Genomic DNA, 26,268 nt, shown 5'->3' with positions numbered 1-26,268 from the left:
CGGCCTCAGGGAACGAGGAGGATCTTTCCCCGTGCCCGTCCCAGGTGCTGGCGGGTGATGGCGTCCGCCGCCCGGGGAAGGTCGTACGTGCGGTCGATGACGGGTTTCAGTTCGCCGGCCTCCACGTACCGTCTGAGGACGTCGAGGTCCTCGCCGAGTTCCTTGGCCATGAACCCGCGCAGGGTGTGGCGTACGAAGGGGTTCAGCAGTCCCGCGCGCAGGACCCGGTCGGTGCCGCCCAGCCAGCGGCCGCCGCCCTCCCCGCCGACGATGACGAGGGTGCCGCGCGGGGTGAGGGCCCGCCGCAGGAGCGACAGGGGGCGGTTGCCCGCGGTGTCGACGACGAGGTCGTAGCGGCGTCGGCCGTCGGTGATCTCCTCGCGGCCGCGGTCGACGACCTCGTCCGCGCCGAGTGCCCGCACGAGGTCCGTCTTGCCCGTGCCGCACACCCCGGTCACGTGGGCGCCGAAGGCCTTGGCCAGCTGGACCGCGAGGCTGCCGACCCCGCCGCCCGCTCCGATGACCAGCACCCGCTGGCCCGCCCGGACCCGGCCCGCGTCGCGCAGCGCCTGCAGCGCGGTCAGCCCGGACACGGGCAGGGCCGCCGCCTGATCCAGGGGGAGTCCGGCGGGCTTCGCCGCGAGCTTGTCGGGCCGGGCGAGCGCGTACTCGGCGAAGGAGCCCTCGCATATCCCGAACACCTCGTCACCCGGGCGGAAGCGGGTCACGCCCGCTCCGGCCGCCTCGACGACTCCGGCGACCTCCCGCCCCCGGACGGGGACCTTGGGCGCGCGCAGCCCGTAGCCCATCAGCCTCAGCAGGTACGGCATGCCGGTCATGAGGTGCCAGACGCCCGCGTCGACGGCGGCGGCGCGGACCCGGATCAGCACCTCGTCCGGTCCGGGCGAGGGCCTCTCGATCTCGGTGAGCTCCAGAACCTCGCAGGAGCCGTAGACGTGCTGAGCGATCGCCTTCACGGCGTCTTCCCTTCGTCGTCCGTCCACTGGAACACCTGCTCCAGCGGTACCGCGAACACGCGGGCGATCCGGAAGGCCGTCTCCAGCGAGGGCGAGTAGCGGCCCTTCTCGATGGCGATGACGGTCTGGCGCGTCACCCCGATGCGCCGGGCCAGCTCCGCCTGGGTCATCTCCTCGCGCTCGAAGCGCAGGGTGCGGATCCTGTTCGTGATCCCCGTCGGCTTCACCACGACTGGAACCCCCACCGGTAGGCGGCGATCTTCACGAGGGAGCCGAGGACCGCGGACAGGGCGAACCCCAGGTAGATCGCGTTGGAGATCCAGAAGTGGCCCGCCTCGGCCAGGGAGAGGCCCAGTGCCGTCACGGCGCCGACGACCAGGAAGGACTGGCCGGCGTACTCGCCGAGCCGGCCGATCTCCCGGTCCCGCTGGTCCTTGACGCCCGCGTCCTCGGGGGAGGCGACGGCGATCGCGATGCCGAGCGCGATCGAGGCCGCGATGGATGCTCCGATGCTCCACAGCATCGGAGCCATGTACGGCACTTCGGCGAGGGTCACACCGCCGCCCGCCCGTCCGAGGACGACGGCCAGGTAGGCGGCGTACCCGCCGATGGCGGTCACCGCCATGATCCACGCGCGCTTCTCCTGGAAGGCCACGCCCCTACCCACTCTCCATGTAAAAGAACTTTGACACCCGCAAGGTAAAGGCACCTGTACTCGGTGTCAAACAAACCAGACATGGGCGGGTGTCGTTCCCGAGGCGGCCGGGGTCCGCCGGGGCGGGTCAGAGGTTGCCGCGGTAGCCGGGGTCCGGGAGCTGGCGGGGGGTCCACCACGTGGTGAGGCCCCATGTGCCGAGCGCGAGCGCGGCCACGGCGGCGAGGGCCGCGACCCAGGGCCGCCGGGTCCAGCGCACGGTCAGGGTCCAGGCGGAGAGGGGGATCAGGGCGCCCCCGAGGAGGATGAGCGGCAGGTCCACGAAGACCACGCTCAGGTCGCGGGCATGGCCCTCGAAACCGCCGTCGATGCTGAAGGCGGCCCGGGGCGCCCACACCAGCAGCGCGATCGCCGCGCCGAGACCGGCGAGGAGGCGTCCCCCGAGGGTGGTGCGTCCGGCCTCAGGGCCCGGCCCTGTTGAGTTTGTCGTCATGCTCGCGACAGACGCGCGGGGGTGGTGGGTCGGTTGCGGTGGGACGAGGTGCGGTGCGGGAGCCGCTCAGGCCTTCCGGCACCATGACCCGATGACCTTGATGTCCGGCACCCGTGACCGCACCGCCCCCGCAGGGCGGGCGCGCACCCGCGCCGCGGCGGCAGCCGCCGCGGCGCTGACCGTCGGCGCGGGGCTGGGGCTCAGGGCCGTGACGGCGGGGGACGTGGCCAAGTACGGCGGCGACGCCCTGTACACCGTCCTGCTGCTCACCCTCGTCGTGGTGGCCGCCCCGAAGGTGACGCCCCTGAAGGCCGCGGCGATCGCCCTGGCCGCCAGCTGGGCCGTCGAGTTCCTCCAGCTCACCGCGGTCCCGGCGGAGCTCTCCGAGCGGAGCACGGTCGCCCGCCTCGTGCTCGGCTCCACCTTCAACGCGCCCGACCTGTTCTGGTACGCGGCCGGCGCCGCCGCGGGCTGGCTCGTCCACCGCGCACTGCGGCGGGAGCCCGCGCGTCCCTGACGGCTCAGAAGCCGGGCAGGGCGCCGATGACGCGGTCCCACACGGAGCGGGTGGCGCCGAAGCCGCTCTCGTGCACCCAGACATGGGTGCAGGCGGGGCACTGGAGGTGCAGGAGGCTGCCGGTGTTGGTGAGCAGGTAGCGCCAGTGCGTGGAGCACGTCCGCCGTTGCCCGCAGGGCTCGCAGCCGCGCGCGTCCTCGCACTTCGGGCAGGCCACCCAGGCGCGGCGCCCGGGGTCGGCCTGCGGGTCAAGCGGCAGCACGGCCGTCTCCCCGCAGGGGCAGCACACCGGCCGCGACGAGGTCGTCGTAGAGGCGCTGCTGCTCCGCGTCGAGTCCGGAGTACAGCAGGTCGTACGCGGCCGCCTCGCCGAGCAGCACCTCCACCGGATCCCAGTCCGGGCCGAGGGCCTCCATCACCTGGGCGCGCCGCAGCACCTCCTGCGAGGTGAGGTCGACGGCGAAGTCGGTCAGCGCGGACGGGCCGGGCGCGCCGGCCGCGTCGGGGGAGGGGGTGGGGTCGTGGGGGGCCATGACATCGAACTTAGGTAACCCTTCCTTTGCAGGTCAAGGGAGGGTGTGCGGAGTCACAGACCCGGCCCGGCGGGCGCGGCGCGCGCGGACGGAAGATGACTGGAGAGCCCCCGGCACGGTACGAAGACCTTCGTGAACGCACAGAGCCACGCCGAGACCCGTCGGATATTCATCGCCCTCGCCCCGCCCGACGACGCCAAGGCGGAACTGGAGCGGGCGCTGGGCCCCGCCTACGAGGCGTACCCGCGCATGCGGTGGAACCGGATCGAGGACTGGCACATCACCCTGGCCTTCCTGGGCGAGGTCCCGGCCGCGGCGGCCGCCCTCCTCGGGCCGCCGCTCGCCGAGCTCGCGGCGGCGCATCCGCCCCTCCGGCTGGCGCTGCGCGGCGGCGGCCACTTCGACGAGCGCGTGCTGTGGAGCGGGATCGACGGGGACCTCGACGGGCTGCACGTCCTCGCCGCCGAGGTGCGGGCCCTGGTCAAGGAGTGCGGCATCGCCTTCGAGGGCCGGCCGCTGCGCCCCCACCTGACCTTGGCCCGCGCCCGTCGGGGCGACCTCGCCAGCGCGGTGGAGGCCGCCGCCGGGCTGGCCGATTTCACCGGCCGTCCCTGGCGCACGGAACGCCTCCACCTGGTCGGGAGCAACTTCGGCCGGGGTCCCGGGCCGATCCACTACCGCGACATCGAGTCCTGGAACCTCGGCGGCGAGGACAGAATTTTGCATGAACATGCGTTGTGATGCATACTCTTCCCATGTCCAAGGTCCTCACCTCTCTGCCCACCGGCGAGCGCGTCGGCATCGCCTTCTCCGGCGGCCTCGACACCTCCGTCGCCGTCGCCTGGATGCGCGACAAGGGTGCCGTCCCCTGCACCTACACCGCCGACATCGGCCAGTACGACGAGCCCGACATCGCCTCGGTGCCCGGCCGCGCCCAGGCCTACGGCGCCGAGATCGCGCGCCTGGTCGACTGCCGTGCGGCCCTGGTCGAGGAGGGCCTCGCCGCCCTCGCCTGCGGCGCCTTCCACATCCGCTCGGGCGGCCGCGCCTACTTCAACACCACCCCGCTCGGCCGCGCCGTCACCGGCACCCTGCTGGTCCGGGCGATGCTCGAGGACGACGTACAGATCTGGGGCGACGGATCGACGTTCAAGGGCAATGACATCGAGCGGTTCTACCGCTACGGCCTCCTCGCCAACCCCCACCTGCGCATCTACAAGCCCTGGCTGGACGCGGACTTCGTCACCGAGCTCGGCGGCCGCAAGGAGATGTCGGAGTGGCTGCTCGCCCACGGGCTGCCCTACCGCGACAGCACGGAGAAGGCGTACTCGACGGACGCCAACATCTGGGGCGCCACCCACGAGGCCAAGACCCTTGAGCACCTGGACACCGGTGTCGAGACCGTGAACCCGATCATGGGCGTGCGGTTCTGGGACCCGGCGGTGGAGATCGCCGCCGAGGACGTCACGATCGGCTTCCAGCAGGGCCGGCCCGTGACGATCAACGGCAAGGAGTTCTCCTCCGCGGTCGACCTGGTGATGGAGGCCAACGCCATCGGCGGCCGCCACGGCATGGGCATGTCGGACCAGATCGAGAACCGCATCATCGAGGCGAAGAGCCGCGGCATCTACGAGGCGCCCGGCATGGCGCTGCTGCACGCCGCCTACGAGCGCCTGGTCAACGCCATCCACAACGAGGACACCCTCGCCCAGTACCACAACGAGGGCCGCCGCCTCGGCCGCCTGATGTACGAGGGCCGCTGGCTCGACCCGCAGGCCCTGATGGTGCGCGAGTCCCTCCAGCGCTGGGTCGGCTCGGCCGTCACCGGCGAGGTCACGCTGCGGCTGCGGCGCGGTGAGGACTACTCGATCCTCGACACCACCGGCCCGAACTTCAGCTACCACCCCGACAAGCTGTCGATGGAGCGCACCGAGGACTCGGCGTTCGGCCCGGTGGACCGGATCGGCCAGCTCACCATGCGCAACCTCGACATCGCCGACTCGCGCGCCCGGCTGGAGCAGTACGCCGGTCTCGGCATGGTCGGCACCGGCCAGGCCGCCCTCCTCGGCGCCGCGCAGGCGGCCTCGACCGGGCTGATCGGCGCCATGCCGCAGGGCGGCGCCGAGGCCATCGCCTCGCGGGGCGAGGTCTCCGGCGACGAGGAGATGCTCGACCGCGCCGCGATGGAGTTCGGCACGGACTAGCGGCCATCCGTACGTGAGCGGACGGGCCCGGTGGACATCCCACCGGGCCCGTCCGCCGTTCCGGGCCCGCCGCTGACGGGGTCCGCCGGTGACGGGCGCGCGGTTCCGCGGCCCCGCGCGCTCCTCCGCCGGGGTGGTTCCCCGGGGACCAGGTGGACGCGGTACGGCACGGGCGCTTGGGGTACGGCGGGCCGGGGCGGTACGACACTGTGCGCTCCCTCTGACCCGCCCGAACCGGAGGTTCGTACACCCATGCCCCTCGCCCCTCCCGGACGACCCCGCAGACGCTTCCCCCGGGCCCGGCTGCTGGCCGCCGCCGGGCTGGCCCTCGTCCTCGCGCTGCCCGGCACGGCCGTGGCCGCCCCCGGCGACCTCGATCCGGCCTTCGGACCCGACGGCCGGGTGACCACCCCCTTCGACGGGGGCGCGGAAGGCCACGACATCGCCCGGCAGGCCGACGGCAAGCTGGTCGTGGCGGGGGTGAGCGCGGGCGGTTTCTCGCTCGCCCGCTACCTCGCCGACGGCACCCTCGACCCCGGCTTCGGCGGCGACGGCACCGTGACCAGTGACTTCGGCGGCGGCGCCCACGTGGCCAACGCGGTCGCCGTCCAGCCCTCCGACGGGAAGATCGTCGTGGCGGGCACCACCGAGGTGTTCGCGGAGGAGGGCGGCGGCTGCTGCTTCTTCTCCGTGGCCCGCTACAACACCGACGGCAGCCTGGACGCCGGCTTCGGCGACGGCGGCCTGGTACGGGTCGAGGAGTTCGGCGGATCGGCGGACGGCGCGGACCTGGCGGTGCAGCCCGACGGCCGGATCATCGCCGCGGGCAAGGGCGGCGGCGGAGGCTTCGCGCTGGTCCGCCTGAACACCGACGGCAGCCTGGACCCGGGCCTCGGCGGTGACGGCGCGGTGGTCGCGGGCTTCACCCCGAACTCCCCCCAGGACGCCGGAGGCATCGCCCGCGGCATGACCCTCCAGCCGGACGGCAAGATCCTCGCGGTCGGGTACGTCGGCAACACCGCCTTCGACATCGGCGTGGCCCGCTACCTCCCGAACGGCACCCTGGACACCACCTTCAGCGGCGACGGCATGGTCACCGCGGACTTCGGCGGCACCGAGTTCGGCGAGGCCGTCGCCGTGCAGACGGACGGCAAGATCCTCGCCGCGGGCTCCGGCGGAGCGGGCTACGCCCTGCTCCGCTACAACGCCGACGGCAGCGCCGACACCGGCTTCGCCACCGGCGGCCGCACCTCGGTCGCCTTCCCCGGCGACGGGGGAGTGGCCTACGACATGGCACTCCAGCAGAACGGCAAGATCGTCCTCGCCGGACGCGCCGACGACCCGAACAGCTCGGAGGCCAACGACTTCGGCCTCGTCCGCTTCCACACCGACGGCACGGTGGACACCGGCTTCGGCGGCGACGGCTTCGTCGTCACCGGCTTCCTGGACTGGGACGAGGCCCGCGCGGTCCTCGTACAGCCCGACGGGAAGATCGTCGCGGCCGGCGTCGGCGCGGGCTTCGCCTTCGCCCTCGCCCGCTACCAGGGCGGCGACGGCACCCCGCCCCCGCCGCCCGTGCGGGCCGACCTGTCGGTGACGAAGACCGGCACGGCCACGGTGAGCATCGGCGACCCCGTCTCGTACACCGTGCGGGTCTCCAACTCCGCGACCTCCACGGCCACCGCCACCGGCGTCACCCTGACCGACACGCTCTCCGGAGCCGCCGCGACCCTCACCTCGGCCACCCCCTCCCAGGGCACCTGCACCACCACCGCGACCGGAGCCACCTGCACCCTCGGCTCCCTGGCCCCGGGCGCCAGCGCCACGGTCACCCTGACCGCCGAACCCCGCGCCACCGGCACGCTCACGAACACGGCCTCCGCCACCGCCGCCCAGACCGACCCGGTGACCTCGAACAACACGGCCGTCGCGAGCACGTCGGTGAACAACGCCCGCGGCTGCACCATCATCGGCACCAGCGGCGCCGACACCCTCAACGGCGGCTACTTCAACGACGTGATCTGCGCCCTCGGCGGCAACGACACCGTCCGCGCGAGCTACGGCAACGACACCGTGTACGGGGGCAACGGCAACGACAACATCGACGGCGGCTACGGCGACGACACCCTCAACGGACAGGTCGGCAACGACACCCTGACCGGCTACTACGGCAACGACCGCCTGACCACCACCGACGGCGTGTCCGGCAACGACACCGCCAACGGCGGCTTCGGCACCGACACCTGCACCACCGACCCCGGCGACATCCGCGTCAGCTGCCCCTGACCCACCGGCCCCGCTCCGCACCGCGCCGCGCCCTCCACGAAGCCGTGGGGGCGCGGCGCCCGCGTTCTCCCCTCACAGGTCGGCGATCAGGGCGTACCGCTCGTCGTCCACCGGGCCGCCCCACAACTGCGGGTCCCCGCTGAGCGGTTCCACGCGCACCGCCGCGACCAGAGGACGCACGGCCGCCGCGAGTTCCCCGGCCCCGATGCCGCCGCTCCACGGCAGGGACTCGGCGCCGGCCACGTACGGAACACCCTTCTGGCCCGCCTCGCGCCACCGGCCCTCGATCAGCAGCAGCCTGCCGCCCGGCCGCAAGCGGGCCACCCACGCGCGCAGCGCCGCCTCGGGATCGGGCAGCGTCCACACCAGATGCCGCGAGAGCACCACGTCGAACCGCTGCTCCCCGGTCGGCGGCGCCATGGCGTCACCCACCAGGAAACGGCCCTCCAGACCGGCGGCCTCGAACTTCCCGCGCGCCCGTTCCACCATGCGCGGCGCCAGGTCGACACCGGTCGGCCGGTGTCCGGCCCCGGCCAGCAGCAAGGACACCGAACCGGTGCCGCAGCCGACGTCGAGCACGTCGACCGGACCGGCCGGCATCAGGGAACCCAGGAGCCCGGCCCAGGCGGCGCGGGTGCCGTCGGGCCGCAGCCCGTGATCGGGTTCCTCGTCGAAGTCCGCCGCGGCGGCGTTCCAGTAGGCGGCGATCTGAGCAGCACGGTCCGTCATGACTCCATGCTCGCAGCAGGCACTGACAGTCCGGCAGCCCTGTGACCGGGGCAGTCCGCGCAAGTCCGGGCAGGCGGGCGGCCCAGGCCGCCTCCGCGGTGGGCCTGGGCGGGGGAACGGGCCCGCGCGGGTGTGTCGGGGCGGGGAGGCACGGCGGGGGCGGTGAGGATCGGGGCATGGGCTTCGTACTGCCGGTCCTCTTCGCGCTGTTCGCGGCGCTCAGCAACGCCCTCGCCACGGTGCTCCAGCGCCGCGCCGCGCTCACCGTGCCGCAGAGCGGGGGCTTCCGCCTCGGGCTGGTCCGCGACCTGCTGCGGCGGCCGCTGTGGATCTGCGGGATCCTGGCGGTGATCGCGGCCGGCGTCGGGCAGGCCGCGGCGCTGGCCACGGGCGCGCTGGCCCTCGTACAGCCCCTGTTCGTCCTGGAACTGCCGCTCGCGCTGCTCATCGCCTCGCTCGTGGCGCGCAGCCGGCTGCCCGGGGCGACATGGCTCGCGGTGGCGGGGGTGGTCGCCGGGCTCGGGATCGTGCTGGTGGCCGCCTCACCGACCGGCAACCGGACCTACGTCCCCCTCGACCGCTGGGCGCTGGCCCTGGCGGCGTGCGCGGGGGCGGTGGCCGTACTCGCCGTGGCCGGACTGCGGCGCCCGCCCGGCCGGATGCGCGCCGGATGCCTCGGCGCGGCCACCGCCGTCTGCTACGCGCTCACGGCCGCCCTGATGAAGTCGGCCGTGCACGTACTCGACGAAGGCGGCGTCGGTGCGTTCCTCACGACCTGGGAGACCTACGCCTTCGCCGCGAGCGGCGTCTGCGCCCTGCTGCTCCTCGAACACGCCATGCAGGGCGGCCCGCTGGTCGCCTCGCAGCCCGCGCTGACCCTCGGCGACGCGGGCGTGAGCGTCGCGCTGGGGGTGCTGCTGTACGAGGAACACCTACGGGCCCAGTGGTGGCTGCTGCCCCAACTGCTGGGCCTGGCCCTGATCTGCGCCGCGGTCCTCGCCCTGGTGAGGGCCGAAGCGGGGACCGCGGCCGACGCACCCTGACCGGCCCGCACCCGCCGGGCCGCCCCTCCAGGGGCCGGGTGCACCGTACCGGAATCATGCGCTACGATTGATCTTGTTCGCGCCGCCGGGATCCACGGCAGCGTGACCGGCGTTGGTGGTCCAAGGAAAGACACCCCACTTCCCGTGGGGGAATGCAGGTGCAAGGCCTGCCCAGCGCTCGATCAAGGCCCCGGCCTCCTTCTGGAGGCCGGGGCCTTTCGCCGTGCGCGGACGCCGCCGCGCGGCTCCCGCGGTTTCCGCGGTTAGGCTGGCCGCATGACTGTGCTCGTGTACGAAGACTTCGGTACCGGACGCCACCGCGAGGCCTCCCTGATCAGGCATGCCCTGGGCAGCGTCCACGACGAGGAGCTCGTCGCCGGACTGGCCGGCGGGATCGGCTTCATGTACTTCGTCTTCGAGTACGAGGGCCGGCTGCCCATCGCCACGATCGTGGCCCAGTCCCACCCCGAGCCCTGGGTGCAGGTCGCGCTCGGCCGCCTGGGTGTCCCGTACGACGCCACGCGCGCGATGAAGCCCCGCTGGGGCCGGGTCCGTGCCGCGCTCGACGAGGGCCAGCCCGCCTTCTGCGTCGTCGACCGGTCCTCCCTGCCCTGGCACGAGGCCGATCCGGACGCCGAGATGACCGGCGCCGACCCGTACACCGTCGTCATCGCCGGGTACGACGGCGACGAGCTGCTGATCGAGGACGGCGCCGACACCCCGTACCGGATCGACCGCGAGGAGTTCGGGGCCGCCTGGACCGCGCACCGCAAGGGCCGCCACCAGCTGATCGTGCCCACCGGGCCGGCGGAGGGCGAGCCGGATGTGGAAGGGGCCGTCGCCTCCACCGTCACCCACCTCACCGGGCCGGTGCTGGGGAACCAGTTCGACGTGAACTTCGGCTTCACCGGCATGGAGAAGTTCGCCGCGCAGCTGCGCGACAGCACCACCCAGGCGGGCTGGGAACGCCGGTTCGGCGGCTCGCCCGAGGCCCTGCGCGCCGGTACCGGGCGGCTGTACTCCTGCCTGGAGGAGGAGTGGACCGCTCCGGGCGCCACCCGGCCGCTGTACGCCGACTTCCTCGACCTCGTCGGCCGCCCCGAGGCCGCCGGACTCTTCAGGGAGTCAGCCCGCCACTGGTCGGCCCTGGCCACGCTCGCCCGGGACACCGCCCCGGACGCGGGCACGGAGGAGCGGCGGGCGCTCTTCGACGCCTGCGCGGACCACGTGGACCGCTGCCTCGACCTGGAACAGCAGGCGGTACGGGCCCTGCAGAAATAGCTGCACCTCGCCCAACTGCCCCGGATTCAGCCTTGGTTGATAATCCGTCATATCTGCCTCCGGGCCTTGAGGGGGGCGCCGGGCGTCTGCTTGAGTCTGCGCGGGAGCGGGGGGATCTCCAGGAGTCGCGGGTCCTCCGCTTCGGCGTGCCGGGAACCGCGGCCGCCTCTGGACGTCCCCTCCTTCGAAGGAAGCAGCGATGTTCGCACCCCGCCCGCGTGCCGCGCGGATCGGCGGCCTCCTCGCCGCCACTGCCACGATGCTCGCCGCCGGCCTGGTCCCGGCGACTCCCTCCGGCGCCGTGGAGGGCCCCGGGGTCCCGGCCGGCAGCCACCCCTCCGCGGTCCGGATCGGCCTCGGCGAGGAGGTGAACGGCCGTGCCTGCACGGGAACGCTCGTCGACCACTACTGGGTCCTGACCGCCGCGAGCTGCTTCGCCGCGACCGCGGGCGGCCCCGTCCAGCCGGGCAGGCCGGCGCTGAGGGCCGTGGCGGGCCTGAGCGACGGGACGGCCTCCGAAATCACCGAGATCGTCCCCCGTACCGACCGCGACGTGGTCCTCGCGCGCCTCGCCGCACCTGCCACCACCCTCACGCCCGCCACCCTCGCCGCCGCCGTCCCGAACACCGGCGCCGCCCTCACCGCCGCCGGGTTCGGCCGTACGAAGACGGTCTGGGTCCCGGACACCCTCCACACCGGCGCGTTCTCCCTGAACGCCACCGGGCCCACCACGCTCACGATCACCGGCAAGGGCTCCGACGTCCTGTGCAAGGGCGACACCGGCGGCCCGCTCCTCAACGCCGCGAACGAGCTCGTAGCCGTCAACTCGCGTTCCTGGCAGGGCGGCTGCCTCGGAGCGCCGGCAGGTGAAACGCGTACGGGAGCCGTCTCCGCCCGGGTCGACGACCTCGGCGACTGGCTGCGCCAGGTCCGGTTCACCACGGCCTCCCTCAAGAACGTGCACCACGGAAAGTGCGTGCTGATCTCCTGGCGCACCCCGGACAACGACGCCCCGGCCACCCAGCACGACTGCCTCCCGCAGTACGCCGACCAGATCTGGAAGATCACCCCGGTGAACGGCGCGGGCGACTACCAGATCCGCAACGGGGTGAGCGGCCGCTGCCTGTACGTGCCTTGGCAGACCCCCGACTACGACGCGCCCGTCCTCCAGGTCGACTGCGACCCGCGGTACGCCGACCAGGTCTGGAAGATCACCCCGGTGGGCGGCGGCCAGTACCAGATCCGCAACGTGCACCACGACCGCTGCATGTACGTCCCCTGGCAGACCCCCGACAACGGCGCGCTCGTGCGCCAGGCCGACTGCGACGCGCAGTACGGCGACCAGCTCTGGAGGATCTGACGGCCTAGGCCTCAGGCACGCGCCGGGCCCCAGCTCGGTGTCCAGGCGTCGGCCGGCGGTGCCGGCCGCGCCCGGACCAGGTGCCCGCGCAGCGCCGCGAGGACCGGGTGCCGGTCGGCCGTCCGGTACAGGAACGAGTACGGGTAGACCGGTGTGGGCCCCTCGACCGGGATGCGCCGCAGGCGGTGCGCCGCGGGCCACACGTAGCTGTCTCGGCTCCCGACGAGGGTGGCGAGCGCGGCGGAGCCGGCGAGGGAGTCCATCAGCGCCTCCGGCCCGAAGTCGGGGCCGATCGCGTCGATGCGCAGGTCGAAGGCTTCGGTGAGCTCGTCGTAGTAGGCACCCCACTCGGTGCCCGGCCGGATGCCCGGGATCCAGATCCGGTGCCCGGTCAGTTCGGCCGGGGTCAAGGACGCGGCGGCGGCGAGCGGGTGGTCCGGTCCGACGACGAGCTGGAGCGGGTCGTCCAGGACGCGTTCGGCGCTGATCCCCTCGGGCAGCTCGCCCGCGGGGACGGCTCGGAAGGTCGCGTCGACCTCGCCCGACAGCACGGCCCCGATCGCGGTGGTCACGTTCGCGTGCGTGAGCGTGACCACGTCCAGGTCCGTGCCCGGCCGGGACCGGTGGAAGCCCCGCAGGGCCAGGGCCGGGGCGCTGCGCCGGCCGAGGACGTCCACGCGGAGCACCCGCTCACCGGGCCGGACCGAGGCCGCCGCCCGTTCCACGGTCCGCAGGACCTCCTGGGCGTGCGGGAGGAACGCCTGCCCGTCCGGGGTGAGGCGCGCGCCGCGGGCGGTGCGCACGAACAGGGTCACCCCGAGCGCGCGCTCCAGGCTCGCCACGCGCTTGGAGACGGCCTGCTGGGTGACCCGCAGCTCCACGGCGGCCTCCTGGAACCGCCCGGAGTCCGCGACGGCGACGAAGGTGCGCACGGCTTCGATGTCCACGCCCCGAACCCTACGCCCGCACAACCAGCGGTTGTGGCTCGCCGATGCCGTGTTGTTGGATCACGGCCCCGTCCTCCTGTTCCAATCCTCGCCGTCAACGATGGGTCGTGACGGAAGGTCCCGCATGGCACGGCACAAGCTCGGACGCCCGTTCGGATGGCTGTGGTCGGCGTACGCCGCGTCCACGGTCGGCACCTGGCTCGGGTTCGGGGCGTTCCCCCTGATCGCGATCCAGGTGCTCCACGCCGGCCCGGCCGCGGTGTCGGCGCTGGCCGCCGCCGGCCTGGCGGCCGGCGCGCTCCTCGCGTTCCCGCTCGGCCCGTGGGTCGAGGCCCGGCGGAAGAAGCCCGTCATGATCGGCGCCGACCTGGTGCGCTGCGCCGCCCTGCTGACGGTCTCGGCCGCCTGTTTCACGGGCCGGCTGACCTGGACCCAGCTGCTGGCCGTCTCCGTGATCGGCACGGCGGCGAACATCGCGTTCACCGCGGCCGGCGGCGCCTACCTCAAGCAGCTCGTGCGCCCGGACCAGCTGCTCGTGGCCAACGGCCGCTTCGAGTCCACCACCTGGACCGCCACGGCCTTCGGCCCGACCGCGGGCGGAGCGGCGATCACCCTGCTCGGACCCACGGTCACCGTGATGGCCAACGCCACCGGGTTCCTGCTGTCCGCGCTGGGGATCGGCGCGATCCGCCGGCGGGAGGCCGAGCCCGGGCACGGGAGGGCCGCAGCCGGAAGGCTGCGCGCCGCGGACGTCCTCGAGGGCTGGAGGTTCATCCACGACGACCGGAACCTGCGCCCGCTGTTCTGGAACACCGTGGCCGTCAACGCGCTGATCATGGCCACCGAACCGCTGCTGGCCGTCCTGCTGCTCGACGGCCTGGGCTGGGCGGCCTGGCAGTACGGGCTCGCGTTCGGCCTGCCCTGCATCGGCGGGTTCGCCGGCGCCCGGGCCGCCCGGCGCCTGGAAGCCCGCTACGGGCGCCGCCGCGTCCTGGCGGTCTCCGGGACGCTGCGCGTGGTGTGGCCCGTCGGCCTGGTCCTCGTCGTGCCCGGCAACGCCGGGGTGGCCCTGGTCGTCGCCGTCGAACTGGGCCTGATCACCTGCATGGGCGTGTTCAACCCGCTGTTCGCGACGGAGCGCCTCCAGCGGGTGCCGGCCGAGCGGCTCGGGCGGGTCCTGGTCGCCTGGAAGGTCACCGGCACCGGCGCGATCGCCGGGCTGACCGCCCTGGGGGGCGCCCTGGCCACCGTCACCGGCCCGCGCACCACGATCGCCGTCGCGGGCGCGCTGCTGTTGGCCACCCCGCTGCTCCACCGCGCGGCAGCGGCTCCGGGGGCCCCGTGCCCCGTAGGTTCGTCATGGTCGCGTGACGGAACGGCCACAGACCCGTGCCCGGGAGAACCGGCCGGGGTACGGGGGCGTGTCCCTGCGCGAGTGCCGGCGCGTGACCGGTCGTGAACCTCGGGGAGTCCTCATGCAGTACACAGCAGGCGTAGGCCGGACCGCCCTGGCGCTGGCGGCGGCCTTGACGGTCGCGGCGCTGACGGCGGGCTGCACGCCGACCGGCGACGACGGGGCCGCCGCCCAGCCGCCCGCGCCGCCCGCGGCCTCGGAGCCGGCGAAGCCGACCCCGAGCGGCGCGGCCAAGCCCACCGCCCCCGCCACCACCGCTCCGGTACCCGCTCCCTCGTCGCCGGCCCCCGGCGGCGGGACGAAGGCCTGTACGACCGACCAGGTCAAGGTCTCCGACGCCCACCAGGCCGACGTCCGGCCGCCCGGTACGGGGACGGGAGCCGCCGTCATCTCGGTCACCAACACCTCGAAGCACGCCTGCACGCTCCAGGGCTTCCCCACGGTCGCCGGAGCGGGCAACGGCTCGCCGGGCAAGAACGTTCCGCTGGCCACCACCCACAGCGGATCGGCCACCACGGTGTCCCTGGCCGCGGGCGGCCGCGCCTGGACGAAGCTCACCTTCGTCAACGTCCAGGGAGAGGCCGACGGATACTGCGTGTCCGGCGCCACGCCCGTCACCTTCCCCACCGTCGTCCTCGGCGTTCCCGGCGCGGGCGCCCACCAGATCGCCATGGACGACGGCATCTTCGCGGAGTGCGACAACAAGGTGACCGTCACCGCCTTCTCCGCGACCAAGCCCTCCTGACGGCTAGGCGGTAGGGAGCGGCGGTCCGGCGGCGGGGGCGCCGCCGGGCGCCGTGGTCAGGCAGGTGACGAGCTCCTCGACGAACGCCTCCACGTGGGGCGGCCGGGGCCCGGTGCGGGTGGCGCAGAACCAGGTACGGGTCAGCGGCGTCGCGCCGATCCGGACCAGGGCGAGGCCGTGCGAGGCGGCGTACGGCGCGGCCACCCAGTTGGGCAGCACCGTCACCCCCTGCCCGCCCGCCACCATCTCGACCACCAGGTCGGTCACCACCGGCATGGTGGTGATCCGGCCGGGCCGGGCCCCGGCGGGGAGCGGCAGCGGCATCGACGGGATGCGCTTCTGGTCGTAGAAGTCGTAGAGGACCAGGTCCGCACCGTCGAAGTCACGGGCGGTCAGGTGCGTACGGGAGGCCCAGGGGTGTCCTTCGGGCACCACCGCCACCATCTCGTCGTCGAACAGCCTGGTCAGCGACACCCGGTCCATCTGCAGGTCCGGCTTGGTGACCAGAGCCACGTCGACGAGGTCGGCGAGCAGCGCCGGGACCGGCGCGTCGTCGGCGACGGCCTCGATGCGCACGTCGATCTCCGGCTCGCGTGCGCGGAAGGCCCGCAGGACCGGCGGCAGCCACGGGTACGTGGTGCTGCACTGCGCGGTGAACCGCACGCGCCGGTCGCGCCCGTCGCGCAGCTCCCGCAGGTCGCGGGAGGCCGACTCCAGTTCGCCGAGGACGTGGCGGGCGGCGACCAGCAGCCGGCGGCCCGCCGGGTTGGGGACCAGGCGGCGGCCCTTGCGGTCGAAGAGGGGCATGCCGAGGCGGGCCTCCAGACGGGTCAGCCGCTGGCTGAGGGCCGGCTGGCTGACGTAGAGCCGCTCGGCGGCGGCGGTCAGCGAACCCGCCTCGGCGGTGGCATTCAGCAGCTCCAGGTCACGCAGATCCACATCCATAACCGTGGATTATCACACGCTCCAATTTCCGTCGTGGTGTTATCGGTTGAGGGCTCATAGCTTTCAGGTGTCAGCAGGCCGGACGCACCGGCCGCCCACGAAAGGCACCCACCCCATGAGCGACACCCGCACCGCCGCCACCGCGGCCGCCGCCCCCGTCACCGCCCTCGTCACCGGTTCCTCCAGCGGGATCGGCCTGGACATCGCCCGCGCCTTCCTGGCGAGCGGTGCGAACGTCGTCCTGAACGGCCGCGACGCCGACCGGCTCGCCAAGGCCGCCGCCGGCCTCGGCCACCCGGAGCGCACCGCCTGGACCGTGGGCAGCATCGCCGCGCCGGAGACCGGCGAGGCCCTCGTCCGTACGGCCCTGGAGCGCTTCGGACGCATCGACGTCCTGGTCAACAACGCGGGCACCTTCGCACCCAAGCCCTTCACCGAGGTCACCGAGGACGAACTCGACGGCTTCCTGACCGGCAACCTCAAGGGCACCTACCTCACCACCCAGGCCGTCGTCCGGGCCCTGCGCGACCAGGGCCGGGGCGGCAGCATCGTCAACATCGGCACCGTCCTGGTGGACCACGCGCTGGCCGGGTTCCCGGCGTCCGCACCGGTGGTCAGCAAGGCCGGCGTGCACGCGCTGACGCGGAGCCTGGCCGCCGAACTCGCCGTCGACGGGATCCGCGTCAACCTCGTCGCGCCCGGCATCATCCGCACCCCGCTGCACGCGGGCTCCGACGTGGACTCCTTCGGCGGACTGGCCCTGCTCGACCGGGTCGGCGAGGTCGCCGAGATCTCCGACGCCGTGCTCTACCTCGCGGGCGCCGAGTTCGTGACCGGGCACTCCCTGCTCGTCGACGGCGGCCACGTCACCGGCCGCCGGATCTGACCACCCCACCCGAAGAAGGAGAACCGCCATGCCGTACGTCAACATCAAGATCACCCGTGAAGGCGCCACCGCAGAGCAGAAGGCGCAGCTCATCGCCGGTGTGACCGACCTGCTCGTGAAGGTCCTCGACAAGGACCCGGCGACCACCTTCGTCCTCGTCGACGAAGTGGCCCTGGAGGACTGGGGCGTCGGCGGCCTGCCGACGGCCGAGTACCGCCGGCGCGCCGCCCGGGGCTGACCCCGGCCAAGGCCTAGGGGAGTGCGGCGAGGACGCCCTCGGCGACGATCGCGACACCGCCGCCGACCTTCACCGAGCGGACCTGGTCCCCGTGTCCGTACGCGGTCACGCTCATCTCACCCGTGCGGCCGGTGAAGCGGCCCTGCCGCAGGACCGCCGGCTCGCCGTCGCCGATGCGGCCGTACCGGCGCAGGTACGCGGCGGCGCAGCCCGCGCCGCTGCCGGTGGCCGTGTCCTCCAGGGCGCCGTCGTTGGTCCAGTGCCTGCCCTCCATGGCGGTGGCGTCGAGGAGGTAGGCGTACCCGGCCCCCACGCGGCCCAGGGGACCGTCCAGCGGGGTGGCGACGCGGGCACGGGCCAGCGCGTCCCCCCGTACGGGAACCACCAGGTAGCGCAGGCCGGTCGACACCGTCAGCGGAGGCAGGTCCGGATCGAGGTCGTCGGCGTCCAGGGCGAACCAGGCGGCGATCTCCGCCGGGGTCGCCGCGCCCGCGTCGCACGGGCCGCCGGGGAACTCGGCGGGCCCCTGGTCCAGCGTGCTCTCGTAACGCAGTGGTCCGGTGCGGCGGGTGGCCACCTCCACCGTGCGGGCCCTCAGCCGCAGGGTCCAGGTCAGGTCGTCCTGCGCGGCGTGCCCGGCGTGCAGCACGCCCGCGGCGCCGATGAGGGGGTGCCCCGCGAAGTCCAGTTCCCCGGCGAGGTCGAAGACCCGGGCCCGGTAGGTGCGCGGCCGCGCCGGATCCCGGGCCAGGAACACCGACTCGAAGTGGCGCATCTCCCGGGTGATGCCCAGCATCTGGGCGGCGGTGAGGGCGTCGGCTTCGGGGAACACCGCGAGGCTGTTCCCGTCGTAGGGGCGGCCGGTGAAGACGTCGACGTGGGTGTAGCGCACGAGGTTCTCCTTGAAGGGGGTGTGGGGAGGCAGGGGTTCAGGGGTGTGCGGGCGGCGGGGCGTCGTGCGGCTCCTGCCCGCCGTCCGGCAGTTCACGGGCCGTGCGCAGTGGCGAGAGGAGGAGCGGGACCACGGCGAGGAGTTCGCCCAGGGCCCCTGCCCACAGGGCCGGCCCGGCCCCGAGATGCTGCCCCAGCATCCCCCCGACGAGCGCGCCGACCGGCATGGACCCCCACACCACGAAGCGGAACGTCGCGGTCATCCGGCCCATGAGCGGTTCGGGGCACAGCCGCTGCCGGTAGGCGACCGAGCTGATCTTGAACGTCATGAAGGCGGTCCATCCCAGCCCCTGGAGGACCACGGCGACGGCGAACCGCCAGTCCGCCGCGTAGAAGGGGAGTGCCAGCAGCCACAGCAGTGCGCTGACGACCAGCGACGCGCACATCGCCGGTCCCTGGCCCAGCGCGGCCGCGATCCGGCGGGTCAGGAGGCTGCCGATCAGCCCTCCCACGGCCTCGGCGGTGAACACCGCGCCGCACAGCAGCGGCGACAGCCCCAGGTCCCCGGCGAGCAGCACCAGCAGCATGGAGGCACCTACGGTCCCGCACAGGTTGGAGACGGCGGCGGCGAGGGTGAGGGCCCGCAGTGCCGGGTGCCCGAAGACGAAGCGCAGGCCCTCGGCGATGTCGGCGCGCAGCGTCGTCACCGGCCGCGCACCGGACTGCTTCGCCAGGGGGCGCACGCGCGCCACGAGCAGCGCCGAGACGGTGTAGCTGAGGGCGTCGGCGACGAGCGCGACGGGCGCGGTCAGCGCCCCGACCAGCGCCCCGGCCAGGCCCGGGCCGCCGACCTGCGTGATGTTGCGGGTGGCTTCCAGCCTGACGTTCGCCTGCACCAGCCGCTCCCCGTCGACCAGTTGGGGCAGCGCGCTCTGGGCGGCCACGTCGAAGAAGACCGTGCACACCGACATCCCGAAGCCGACGGCGTACAGCTGGGGGAGCGTCAGGACACCCAGCCAGCCCGCGACGGGGATCGACAGGAGCAGGACGGCGCGGCCGAGGTCCCCGGCGACCATCAGGGGGCGCAGCGGCAGCCGGTCCACCCAGGCCCCGGCGGGCAGGCCGATGAGGAGGAAGGCCAGGTACTCGGACATGACGAGCAGACCGGCCTCGAACGGCGTGGCGTCGAGGGTGCCGATCGCCACGAGGGGGAGCGCGAGCAGGGTCACGGCGGAACCGGACTGGCTGACGGCGTCGGCGATCCACAGAGGGCGGAAGCCGGAGCCGGCGGAAGGCCGGGCACGCCGGGGACGGACGGGTGCGGCGCCGGGGCGGGAGTACGTCATGGATGCGAAGATCACCGGCCCCCGGCCGGCCCGGCCAATGTTTTAGTCTGGGCGAAAACGTGACGGTCGGCGGGGCGGCCGGAGGGGGCGGGGGCATGGGTGAGGTGCGGTTCGGCGTGCACGACATCGCGGGCGTCAGGTTCGCGATATCGCCGCTGTGGGAGACCGTGGTCAGCTTCTCGGCCGTCTCGGATCCGGGGCGCTACGCCGTCCACCTGCCGTGGATCACCTCGGTACGGGCCCTGCGCGAGGACCGCGCCCTCGCCCGCAGGACCGCCCCGCTGCTGGCCCTGACCACCGCGGACCCCCTGCGGGCGGACGTGCCGGGCTTCCTGACGCCCCCTCCGCGCTGCCCGCTGGCCGAGTTCGAGGAGGAACTCGCGATCCTGCTCGCCACCGGAGCAGGACCGGCCGAATCGGCGGCACCGGCCGAACCGGCGGCACCGGCCGAACCGGCCGAACCGGCCGAACCGGCCGAACTCGCGCGCCTGGCCGACGCCCTGAGCGCCTGGTGGGAGGCGGCCGTCCGGCCCTACTGGCCGCGCATCCGGGCGGTCCTGGAGGCGGACATCGCCTACCGCACCCGGCAGCTCGCGGAGGACGGCATCCAGGAGGTGCTGGCCCGCCTCCATCCCGCGCTGAGCTGGACGGGCGACCGCCTGCTCTCCCCGGACCTGCCCCCGGCGGTCCACGACCTGGACGGCAGGGGACTCACCCTGGCCCCCAGCGCCTTCGCGGTCCGCTGCCACCTGCTGACCGCCCCCGGACCGACGCCCCCGGCCGTCGTCTACCCCGCACGGGCCGTCGGCACCCTGTGGGAGCGGCGCGGCGCCCGCGGCGAAGGACTGGCCCGGCTGCTCGGCCGCAGCCGGGCCCGGCTCCTCGCGTGCACCAGCTCCCCCGCCACCACGACGCAGCTGGCCGCCCGCACCGGGCTCAGCCTCGGCGCGGTCTCCCAGCACCTTGCGGTACTGCGCGACACCGGCCTCGTCACCAGCCACCGCTACCGGCGCGAGGTGCACTACGCCACGAGCGAGCTCGGGGACGCCCTGCTGGAACGGTCCTGAGGGGCGCGAGGTCGTCTCTTCCGGACCTTGCCTGGCCCGCGCCGCCCGCAGGGCGCCCACCAGGGCGGACGGCCGGTCGGCTCGTGGCCGGGTCCCCCCGGTCGTAGGGTGGAACCACCAGGAGGAGGTACCGTCCCCGTACCACCCGCGGCGGTGTCCGTCTCGTCACAGACCGCGCGCCCTCCCGCGGCCACCCCGTGCGGCCGCCGCCGGGTGCCGTGCGCGGCCGGCCAGCACCCCTGACGAAGGGGAACTCCCATGCGTACCAAGAACACCCGCGCCCGCCGCGTGTGCGTGGTCGTCTGTACGGCCCCGCTGCTCGTGCTCGGCAGCGCGGTCACCGCGAGTTCGGCCCTGGCGGCAGCGCCCGCGGCATCCGTCGTCCTCGCCCCGCAGGCGTCCACCCCGGGCGAGATCCTCACCCTGGTCAACGCCGAACGGGACAAGGCCGGTTGTGAACCCCTGAAGGTGGACCCGCGGCTCGCGCAGGCCGCCCAGGCCCACGCCGACGACATGGCCGCCAACCAGATCACCGATCACACCGGCTCGGACGGGTCCACCTACCTGGTCCGCATGGAGCGGGCCGGCTACTCGCCCAACGGCCCCTCCTCGGAGAACGTCTCCGGACCGGGCTACGCCGACTCCAAGGCCCACGTCGACGGCTGGATGGCCAGCGACCGCGGCCACCGTGCCGCGATCTTGAACTGCACCTACAAGGAGACCGGGATCGGCACCAGCGGCGACTACGCCGTCGAGCTGTTCGCCGTCTCGGCGCGGTAGCGCCGCCCCAACGATTCCGGAGAGCAGGTGTGTGCCATGCGCACGTCGACCCGTATCGCAAGTGTCCTCACCGGCCTGACCCTCGCACTGGGCGGCGCGGCCCTCACGGCCCCCGCCGCCCACGCGGACGTCACGGCCTGCATCAACCAGGTAGAGCGGGAGCTACGGGGCGGCGAGGCCCCGGACACCGTCCGGATGGCCTGCTACGTCGGGCTGGCCGGCGACCACGAGCACTGCGTGTCCGGCCTGACCGAGGGTGGCGTGACCAACGGGACGGCGGTCAGCGCCTGCCGCGTGGCCGCGCAGTAGCCCCCGGCTCCCGGCTCCGGGCTCCCCGCGAAAGGTTCTGCCACGGTTGTGGCAGAACTGCGGGAGAGTCTTGGATCTTCTGCCACGGATGTGGCAGTCTCAGGGTGCGGGTGCCCTCCGGTGCGGCCCCGCGTCCCGGTGGTCCCGGGACGATCCGTCCAGCGTGCCCCCGGGAGCCCGACCGGTGACAGAAGCGTCCGCATCACCCGCGGCCACCGCGCAACTGGCCGCGGCCGCCGACCGGATCGTGGACCTGGGAGCCAAACTCGGCCGCGGCCGCGACGAGGTCCTGGACAGCGCGCGCCTGCACCACGCCTCCGGGGTGCCCCTCGACGTGGTCCGGGCGCTCCTCCAGGGGCGGCCGGCCGGCGAACCCGACATCCACGAGCGCTTCCGCCAGCGGCTGGACCTCCTCCACGCGACGTACCTCAAGGACAACGGCCGCAAGTACTCGCACGGGGAGATCGCCCGCCAGAGCGGCATCTCCCGGCAGCAGGTACAGGCCCTGCTGGGGGGTGACCGCCGGCCGACGATGGACCACTGCTCGCGCCTGGAGCGGTTCTTCCGGCGGCCCGCCGGGTTCCTCCAGTCCGAGGACGCCGATGCCCTGCACTACGCACTGGCCGTCATCGAGAAGGCACTCCTCCAGGAGTACCGGGACCACAGCGAGCGCACCGCATCCGCGGCAGCCGGCAGCGCGGCCGGGCCGAGCCTCTACGCACGGCACGGCGTCGACGGGATCGCCCTGCGCGCGGCGCTGCTGCCCGACCACGCGCGCACGAGACTGCTCCAGTGGCTCGACAGCTACATGGACGAGCGCGCGGCGGAGGGGGAGACGGACGTGACCGGGAACCCGTACTGAGACGGTGCCTCCGGGCCGGTCCACGGGACCGGCCAAGGCGTTCGAAGGCTTCGAAGGGGGAGACGGCCTTGCCGCCGGACCGCGGCGCAGCGCGCGCCACGCGGCCGCGCCGCCGCGCGCGGGCGGTGCCGATTTCCCCGTCACGGGTGAGGGATATGGGGAGATCTGTGGTCAGACAGCGGGAGACACGGGAGATACGGACGCTCCGCGCGGCGGGTGCACGGCGCCCGCACCGCACGGGAGCGACGGGGAACGGCCGATGAGCGACGTGGCCTACTACATCCCCGCCCTGCTCCTCCTCGTCACCTTCGCCCTGCGGGTGCCCGGACTCGTCCGCCACTGGCGCGACCCGCTGGTCCGTTCGGTGGCCGTGGTGCTCCCCCTGGGCGCCGTCGTCTTCTCCTTCGCGGCGCCCCCGACCGTCGCCCAGGTCAACGCGCTCACCGGTGTCACCAACTTCTCCGCCCCGCTGGTCTACGTCGTCGTCACCGCCGGCAGCGCCGCGGTCATCAACCTGATGCTCGTCTGGCGCGGGGGCCCGGAGTCCCGCCGCCGTGCGGCCACCCGCTGGTGCGTCGGCGTCTACGGGGCCGTCGTCGTCGCGCTCCTGACGCTGTTCGCCCTCGGGGACGCCCCCGACGAACGCCTGCGGGATTTCGACACCTACTACGCCACCACCCCGTACATCCGGGAGATGGTCGTCCTCTACGTCCTGGCCCACGCGGTGTCGACCGTCATCCTGGCGACCCTGTGCCGGCGCTGGTCGCGCGAGGTCTCCGGCCTGCTGCGCGCCGGGCTCCTGCTCATCGTGGCCGGAGGCGTCCTCAGCATCGGGTACGTCGCCTGCAAGCTCTCCGCCGTCGGCGCCCGCTGGGCCGGCCACGACTGGGACGCCGTCAGCACCACTGCGGCCCCCTCCCTGGCCGCGATGTCCTCGCTGCTCCAGTGCGTCGGGCTCGCCCTCCCCGCCGTCGGCCAGGGGCTGGCGGAGCGGTGGCGGCGCAGGTCGCAGTACAAGCGGCTCGGGCCGCTGTGGCAGATCATGCGCGAGGTCAGCCCGTACGAGCTGGTGCGCATCCCCCGCTGGTCCTCGCTGAGCAGGCGCCACCTGCGCAGGACCTGCGACATCCTCGACGGCCTGCGGCTCCTCACGCCCTACCTGGAGCGCGACACGGGGACCGACGAGCACGAGCTCACGACCGGCCCCGGCGCCCTGACCCCGCAGGCGGCGGCGCGCGCGGCCCTGGTCATCGCCGCGTTCCGGTCCCTGCACACCGAGCCCGCGCCCGGCGGCAGCAGCGTCGCGGCCCTGACCGCGGGCGACGAGGGACTCGTACGCCTCTCCGACGCGGTCCGGGTCATGACCCTCCTCGACGGGGTCACCCCGCGCGAGACGGACCCCGCATCCGTGCCGGGGGCCGCCCGACGACACTCCGCGACCCGCCAACGGCAGCGTGGAGAACAGTGACATGACCGACCCGGACACCACCCTCGCCCCCGCCGGCGCGGCGCACCGGCGGGCCGTCGTCATCGGCGGAGGCCTCGCCGGGATGCTGGCGGCCGCGGCCCTGCGCGGCGTCGTGGACGAGGTCCTCGTCGTCGAGAGCGACGAGCTGCCGGACGGGCCGCTTCCGCGCAAGGGACTTCCCCAGGCCCGCCACGCGCACATGTTCTGGAGCGGCGGGGTCCACGCCGCCGAATCGCTGCTGCCCGGAGTCACCGACCGCTGGCTGGCCGCCGGCGCGAACCGCATCCCCGTCCCCACGGGCATGGTCGCGCTCAGCTCCCAGGGCTGGTTCAGGCGCTGGCACGACGCCCCGCACCCCGCGACCCACTTCGTGATCGGGTGCAGCCGCGACCTCCTCGACTCCGTCGTACGGGACCTCGTCCTGACCGGCGGAGGGGTGCGGGTCCTCGCCCACACCCGGGTCGAGGGCCTCACCGGCAGCGCCTCCCGCGTCACCGGGGTACGCGTACGCCGGGCGGACGGCCACGAGGAGGCCCTGCGGGCGGACTTCGTCGTCGACGCGAGCGGCCGCGGCTCCCGCGCCCCCCGCCACCTGGCGGAACTGGGGGTGCGCCCCGCACCCGAACGCTCCCTGGACCTCGGCCTGGTGTACGCCACCCGGGTCTTCCGCGCCCCGGAAGGAGCCGACGGCTCACCCGTCGTCAGCGTGCAGTCGGACCCCCGCAGCGGGCGCCCCGGACAGAGCGCCAGCATCCTCCCGATCGAGGACGGCCGGTGGATCGTCACGGAGACGGGCACCAGGGCGGGCGAACCGACCGACCGGGCCGAGGACTTCGAGGAGTTCGCCCGCCGGCTGCGCCACCCCGTCGTCGGCGCGATCATCTCCCGCCTCGAACCCCTCACCGACGTGGCGGTCAGCCGCAGCACGCGCAACACGCGCCGGTACTACGAACGGGTTCGCGACTGGCCGGAACGCTTCGTCGTCCTCGGCGACGCCCTGGCCGCCTTCAACCCCCTGTACGGGCACGGCATGTCCGTCGCCGCACAGGCCGCGGCCGTCCTGCGGGACCAGGCACGGGCCCACGGCGTGGACGCCCCCCGTCTGGCACGGCGCGTCCAACGGGCCCTCGCCCGGCCGGTCGGCGCGGCCTGGGACCTGGCCGTGGGGCAGGACGTGTTCTACCCGGAGGTCCAGGGCGGCAGCCCGAGCCGCCGGGACCGGATCCTGGCCGCCTACGTGGACCGCCTGGTGCGGACCAGCTGCGGCGACCTGCGCATGGTGAAGGACCTCACCGACGTCACCTCCCTCCAGGCCCCGCTGACCGCACTGGTCCGCCCCCGGGTCCTGCTGGGAGCCGTACGGGGCACCCGGCGCCCACCGCTGGGCGGCCCGCCGCTGACGGCGCGCGAACGGGCCCTCGTCCACCACACCGATGCCCTCACGTGAGCCGCGGGTGATCAGCCCCCGGCGCCTCGCTCCCCGCGCAGGGCCCGGCGCAGGCCCATGTTGCCGATGAGGATGCCCCCGTCCACGGGGAGGGTCACGCCCGTGATCCAGGCGGCGTCCGCGGAGGCGAGGAAGGCCACCGCCGCCGCGATGTCCTCGGGCCGGCCGACCCTGCCCAGCGGGTAGTGGGCGGCGGCGGCCTCCAGCCCGGCCGGGTGGCCCGCCCAGGCGTCCGTGCGCACCGTGCCGGGGGCCACGAGGTTCACGCGGACACCGCGCGGGGCCGCGTGGCCCGCGAGGGTGCGGGTCAGCCCGGCCAGGCCCGCCTTGGCCGCGCTGTAGGCGTGGTTGCCGAAGTCCTGCTCACCGTTGACGGAGCCGATGCCGACGATCGAGCCCCGGCGGCCGGGGGCGGCCGCGAGGTGCGGGAGGGCGGCGCGGGCACAGCGGTAGGCGCCCGTCAGGGTGACGTCGAGGTCCCGCTGCCACACCTCGTCGCTCTCGTCCTCGAAGAGCGGCGCGTCCGCATGGCAGGCGTAGGCGTTGTTGACGAGGACGTCGAGGGTGCCGAAGCTCCGGACCGCGTGCGCGACGGCCGCCTCGACCGAGGCGCGTTCGGCCACGTCGCAGCGCAGCGCCCCGGCGGTGGCCCCGCCCTCCCGCAGTCCGGCCGCCACCTTCTGCGCCCTGTCCTCCTCCAGGTCGGTGACCAGCACCCGCGCGCCCTCACCGGCCAGCCGGCGGGCGGTCTCCGCCCCGATGCCGCGGCCCGCTCCGGTGATCAGTACGCCGTACCCCTCGAAACGTCTCATGGGCGGCTCACTACCCGCTTCCCCCGGTACGGA

Annotated in this window: 29 protein-coding genes; 17 read left to right on the top strand and 12 right to left on the bottom strand. The window is 74.1% G+C overall.

Annotated features, from left to right (window positions below; translation table 11 throughout):
* Nucleotides 1-5: 5 nt before the first annotated feature.
* From OOK31_RS00980 to OOK31_RS00965, 4 genes are all read right to left on the bottom strand, one after another.
* Nucleotides 6-977 carry an NAD(P)-dependent alcohol dehydrogenase gene (locus OOK31_RS00980; protein WP_267010372.1) on the bottom strand — a complete coding sequence of 324 codons (972 nt, stop codon included), beginning with the start codon at nt 975-977 and terminating at the stop codon, nt 6-8.
* Nucleotides 974-1,189, bottom strand: a complete 216-nt coding sequence (locus OOK31_RS00975; protein ID WP_323188194.1) for a helix-turn-helix transcriptional regulator — start codon at nt 1,187-1,189, stop codon at nt 974-976. Before OOK31_RS00975 ends, OOK31_RS00980 begins: the two co-directional genes overlap by 4 nt.
* An 11-nt stretch (nt 1,190-1,200) precedes the next feature.
* Nucleotides 1,201-1,632, bottom strand: a complete 432-nt coding sequence (locus tag OOK31_RS00970; protein WP_267010370.1) for a hypothetical protein — start codon at nt 1,630-1,632, stop codon at nt 1,201-1,203.
* A 127-nt stretch (nt 1,633-1,759) separates the two neighbouring features.
* The gene (locus OOK31_RS00965) at nt 1,760-2,125 is read right to left on the bottom strand and encodes a hypothetical protein (RefSeq protein WP_267010369.1); all 366 of its coding nucleotides are present in this window, start codon (nt 2,123-2,125) and stop codon (nt 1,760-1,762) included.
* Nucleotides 2,126-2,225: 100 nt separating this feature from the next.
* Between OOK31_RS00965 and OOK31_RS00960 the strand changes: the two genes are divergently transcribed.
* Nucleotides 2,226-2,642, top strand: coding sequence for a DUF2809 domain-containing protein (locus tag OOK31_RS00960; protein ID WP_267011788.1), 417 nt, complete (start codon nt 2,226-2,228; stop codon nt 2,640-2,642).
* Nucleotides 2,643-2,646: 4 nt separating this feature from the next.
* Here the strand turns inward: OOK31_RS00960 and OOK31_RS00955 are convergent, their stop codons facing one another.
* Nucleotides 2,647-2,904, bottom strand: coding sequence for a hypothetical protein (locus OOK31_RS00955; protein WP_267010368.1), 258 nt, complete (start codon nt 2,902-2,904; stop codon nt 2,647-2,649).
* Nucleotides 2,891-3,175, bottom strand: coding sequence for a DUF6400 family protein (locus OOK31_RS00950; RefSeq protein WP_267010367.1), 285 nt, complete (start codon nt 3,173-3,175; stop codon nt 2,891-2,893). Before OOK31_RS00950 ends, OOK31_RS00955 begins: the two co-directional genes overlap by 14 nt.
* Nucleotides 3,176-3,307: 132 nt before the next feature.
* On the opposite strand from OOK31_RS00950, the gene thpR reads away from it, so the two are divergent.
* From thpR to OOK31_RS00935, 3 genes are all read left to right on the top strand, one after another.
* On the top strand, nt 3,308-3,916 hold the full coding sequence (gene thpR / locus OOK31_RS00945; RefSeq protein ID WP_267010366.1) for an RNA 2',3'-cyclic phosphodiesterase: 609 nt from the start codon (nt 3,308-3,310) through the stop codon (nt 3,914-3,916).
* Nucleotides 3,917-3,930: 14 nt separating this feature from the next.
* Complete coding sequence (argG, locus tag OOK31_RS00940) at nt 3,931-5,379, top strand: argininosuccinate synthase (protein WP_267010365.1); 1,449 nt, start codon at nt 3,931-3,933, stop codon at nt 5,377-5,379.
* A gap of 252 nt (nt 5,380-5,631) precedes the next feature.
* Complete coding sequence (locus OOK31_RS00935) at nt 5,632-7,665, top strand: calcium-binding protein (protein WP_267010364.1); 2,034 nt, start codon at nt 5,632-5,634, stop codon at nt 7,663-7,665.
* Nucleotides 7,666-7,737: 72 nt separating this feature from the next.
* Here OOK31_RS00935 and OOK31_RS00930 read toward each other — a convergent pair whose 3' ends face one another.
* Nucleotides 7,738-8,394: a class I SAM-dependent methyltransferase gene (locus tag OOK31_RS00930; RefSeq protein WP_267010363.1), complete on the bottom strand. Its 657-nt coding sequence runs from the start codon at nt 8,392-8,394 to the stop codon at nt 7,738-7,740.
* 176 nt (nt 8,395-8,570) lie between these two features.
* On the opposite strand from OOK31_RS00930, the gene OOK31_RS00925 reads away from it, so the two are divergent.
* From OOK31_RS00925 to OOK31_RS00915, 3 genes are all read left to right on the top strand, one after another.
* Nucleotides 8,571-9,437: a DMT family transporter gene (locus OOK31_RS00925; protein WP_267010362.1), complete on the top strand. Its 867-nt coding sequence runs from the start codon at nt 8,571-8,573 to the stop codon at nt 9,435-9,437.
* Nucleotides 9,438-9,713: 276 nt separating this feature from the next.
* On the top strand, nt 9,714-10,718 hold the full coding sequence (locus tag OOK31_RS00920) for a BtrH N-terminal domain-containing protein (RefSeq protein ID WP_267010361.1): 1,005 nt from the start codon (nt 9,714-9,716) through the stop codon (nt 10,716-10,718).
* A gap of 199 nt (nt 10,719-10,917) precedes the next feature.
* Complete coding sequence (locus OOK31_RS00915) at nt 10,918-12,078, top strand: RICIN domain-containing protein (protein WP_267010360.1); 1,161 nt, start codon at nt 10,918-10,920, stop codon at nt 12,076-12,078.
* An 11-nt stretch (nt 12,079-12,089) separates the two neighbouring features.
* On the opposite strand, the gene OOK31_RS00910 is transcribed toward OOK31_RS00915, so the two are convergent.
* Nucleotides 12,090-13,025, bottom strand: coding sequence for a LysR family transcriptional regulator (locus tag OOK31_RS00910; RefSeq protein ID WP_267010359.1), 936 nt, complete (start codon nt 13,023-13,025; stop codon nt 12,090-12,092).
* Between the two features lie 124 nt (nt 13,026-13,149).
* Between OOK31_RS00910 and OOK31_RS00905 the strand changes: the two genes are divergently transcribed.
* Both OOK31_RS00905 and OOK31_RS00900 read left to right on the top strand, forming a co-directional pair.
* Nucleotides 13,150-14,484 carry an MFS transporter gene (locus tag OOK31_RS00905; RefSeq protein WP_267010358.1) on the top strand — a complete coding sequence of 445 codons (1,335 nt, stop codon included), beginning with the start codon at nt 13,150-13,152 and terminating at the stop codon, nt 14,482-14,484.
* A gap of 16 nt (nt 14,485-14,500) precedes the next feature.
* Nucleotides 14,501-15,184 (top strand): DUF4232 domain-containing protein, encoded by a 684-nt coding sequence (locus OOK31_RS00900; RefSeq protein WP_267010357.1) that lies wholly within the window; start codon nt 14,501-14,503, stop codon nt 15,182-15,184.
* Nucleotides 15,185-15,187: 3 nt separating this feature from the next.
* Here OOK31_RS00900 and OOK31_RS00895 read toward each other — a convergent pair whose 3' ends face one another.
* Nucleotides 15,188-16,129, bottom strand: coding sequence for a LysR family transcriptional regulator (locus tag OOK31_RS00895; protein ID WP_267010356.1), 942 nt, complete (start codon nt 16,127-16,129; stop codon nt 15,188-15,190).
* Nucleotides 16,130-16,244: 115 nt separating this feature from the next.
* Between OOK31_RS00895 and OOK31_RS00890 the strand changes: the two genes are divergently transcribed.
* Nucleotides 16,245-17,015, top strand: a complete 771-nt coding sequence (locus OOK31_RS00890) for an SDR family NAD(P)-dependent oxidoreductase (protein WP_267010355.1) — start codon at nt 16,245-16,247, stop codon at nt 17,013-17,015.
* A gap of 28 nt (nt 17,016-17,043) precedes the next feature.
* A complete protein-coding gene (locus OOK31_RS00885) occupies nt 17,044-17,253 on the top strand; it encodes a 4-oxalocrotonate tautomerase family protein (protein ID WP_267010354.1) in 210 nt (69 codons plus the stop codon).
* 13 nt (nt 17,254-17,266) lie between these two features.
* On the opposite strand, the gene OOK31_RS00880 is transcribed toward OOK31_RS00885, so the two are convergent.
* Both OOK31_RS00880 and OOK31_RS00875 read right to left on the bottom strand, forming a co-directional pair.
* On the bottom strand, nt 17,267-18,145 hold the full coding sequence (locus tag OOK31_RS00880) for a PhzF family phenazine biosynthesis protein (protein WP_267010353.1): 879 nt from the start codon (nt 18,143-18,145) through the stop codon (nt 17,267-17,269).
* A 37-nt stretch (nt 18,146-18,182) separates the two neighbouring features.
* A complete protein-coding gene (locus OOK31_RS00875; protein ID WP_267010352.1) occupies nt 18,183-19,490 on the bottom strand; it encodes an MFS transporter in 1,308 nt (435 codons plus the stop codon).
* A gap of 95 nt (nt 19,491-19,585) precedes the next feature.
* Here OOK31_RS00875 and OOK31_RS00870 point away from each other — a divergent pair, with 95 nt between their 5' ends.
* The 6 genes from OOK31_RS00870 (at nt 19,586) to OOK31_RS00845 (ending at nt 25,423) form a co-directional block, all read left to right on the top strand.
* Entirely contained in the window at nt 19,586-20,557 is a 972-nt protein-coding gene (locus OOK31_RS00870) for an ArsR family transcriptional regulator (RefSeq protein WP_267010351.1), read from the top strand.
* 258 nt (nt 20,558-20,815) lie between these two features.
* Nucleotides 20,816-21,337: a CAP domain-containing protein gene (locus OOK31_RS00865; protein ID WP_267010350.1), complete on the top strand. Its 522-nt coding sequence runs from the start codon at nt 20,816-20,818 to the stop codon at nt 21,335-21,337.
* 36 nt (nt 21,338-21,373) lie between these two features.
* On the top strand, nt 21,374-21,646 hold the full coding sequence (locus tag OOK31_RS00860) for a hypothetical protein (RefSeq protein WP_267010349.1): 273 nt from the start codon (nt 21,374-21,376) through the stop codon (nt 21,644-21,646).
* A gap of 184 nt (nt 21,647-21,830) precedes the next feature.
* Nucleotides 21,831-22,508 carry a helix-turn-helix transcriptional regulator gene (locus OOK31_RS00855; protein ID WP_267010348.1) on the top strand — a complete coding sequence of 226 codons (678 nt, stop codon included), beginning with the start codon at nt 21,831-21,833 and terminating at the stop codon, nt 22,506-22,508.
* 259 nt (nt 22,509-22,767) lie between these two features.
* Nucleotides 22,768-23,976, top strand: a complete 1,209-nt coding sequence (locus OOK31_RS00850) for an MAB_1171c family putative transporter (RefSeq protein WP_267010347.1) — start codon at nt 22,768-22,770, stop codon at nt 23,974-23,976.
* Nucleotide 23,977: 1 nt separating this feature from the next.
* The gene (locus OOK31_RS00845; RefSeq protein ID WP_267010346.1) at nt 23,978-25,423 is read left to right on the top strand and encodes an NAD(P)/FAD-dependent oxidoreductase; all 1,446 of its coding nucleotides are present in this window, start codon (nt 23,978-23,980) and stop codon (nt 25,421-25,423) included.
* Nucleotides 25,424-25,434: 11 nt separating this feature from the next.
* Here OOK31_RS00845 and OOK31_RS00840 read toward each other — a convergent pair whose 3' ends face one another.
* Entirely contained in the window at nt 25,435-26,235 is an 801-nt protein-coding gene (locus OOK31_RS00840; RefSeq protein ID WP_267010345.1) for an SDR family NAD(P)-dependent oxidoreductase, read from the bottom strand.
* Nucleotides 26,236-26,268 lie beyond the last annotated feature (33 nt).

It is taken from the genome of Streptomyces sp. NBC_00249, from assembly GCF_026342355.1.
GTDB lineage: Bacteria > Actinomycetota > Actinomycetes > Streptomycetales > Streptomycetaceae > Streptomyces.
This window is presented reverse-complemented; position numbering and strand designations above follow the sequence as displayed.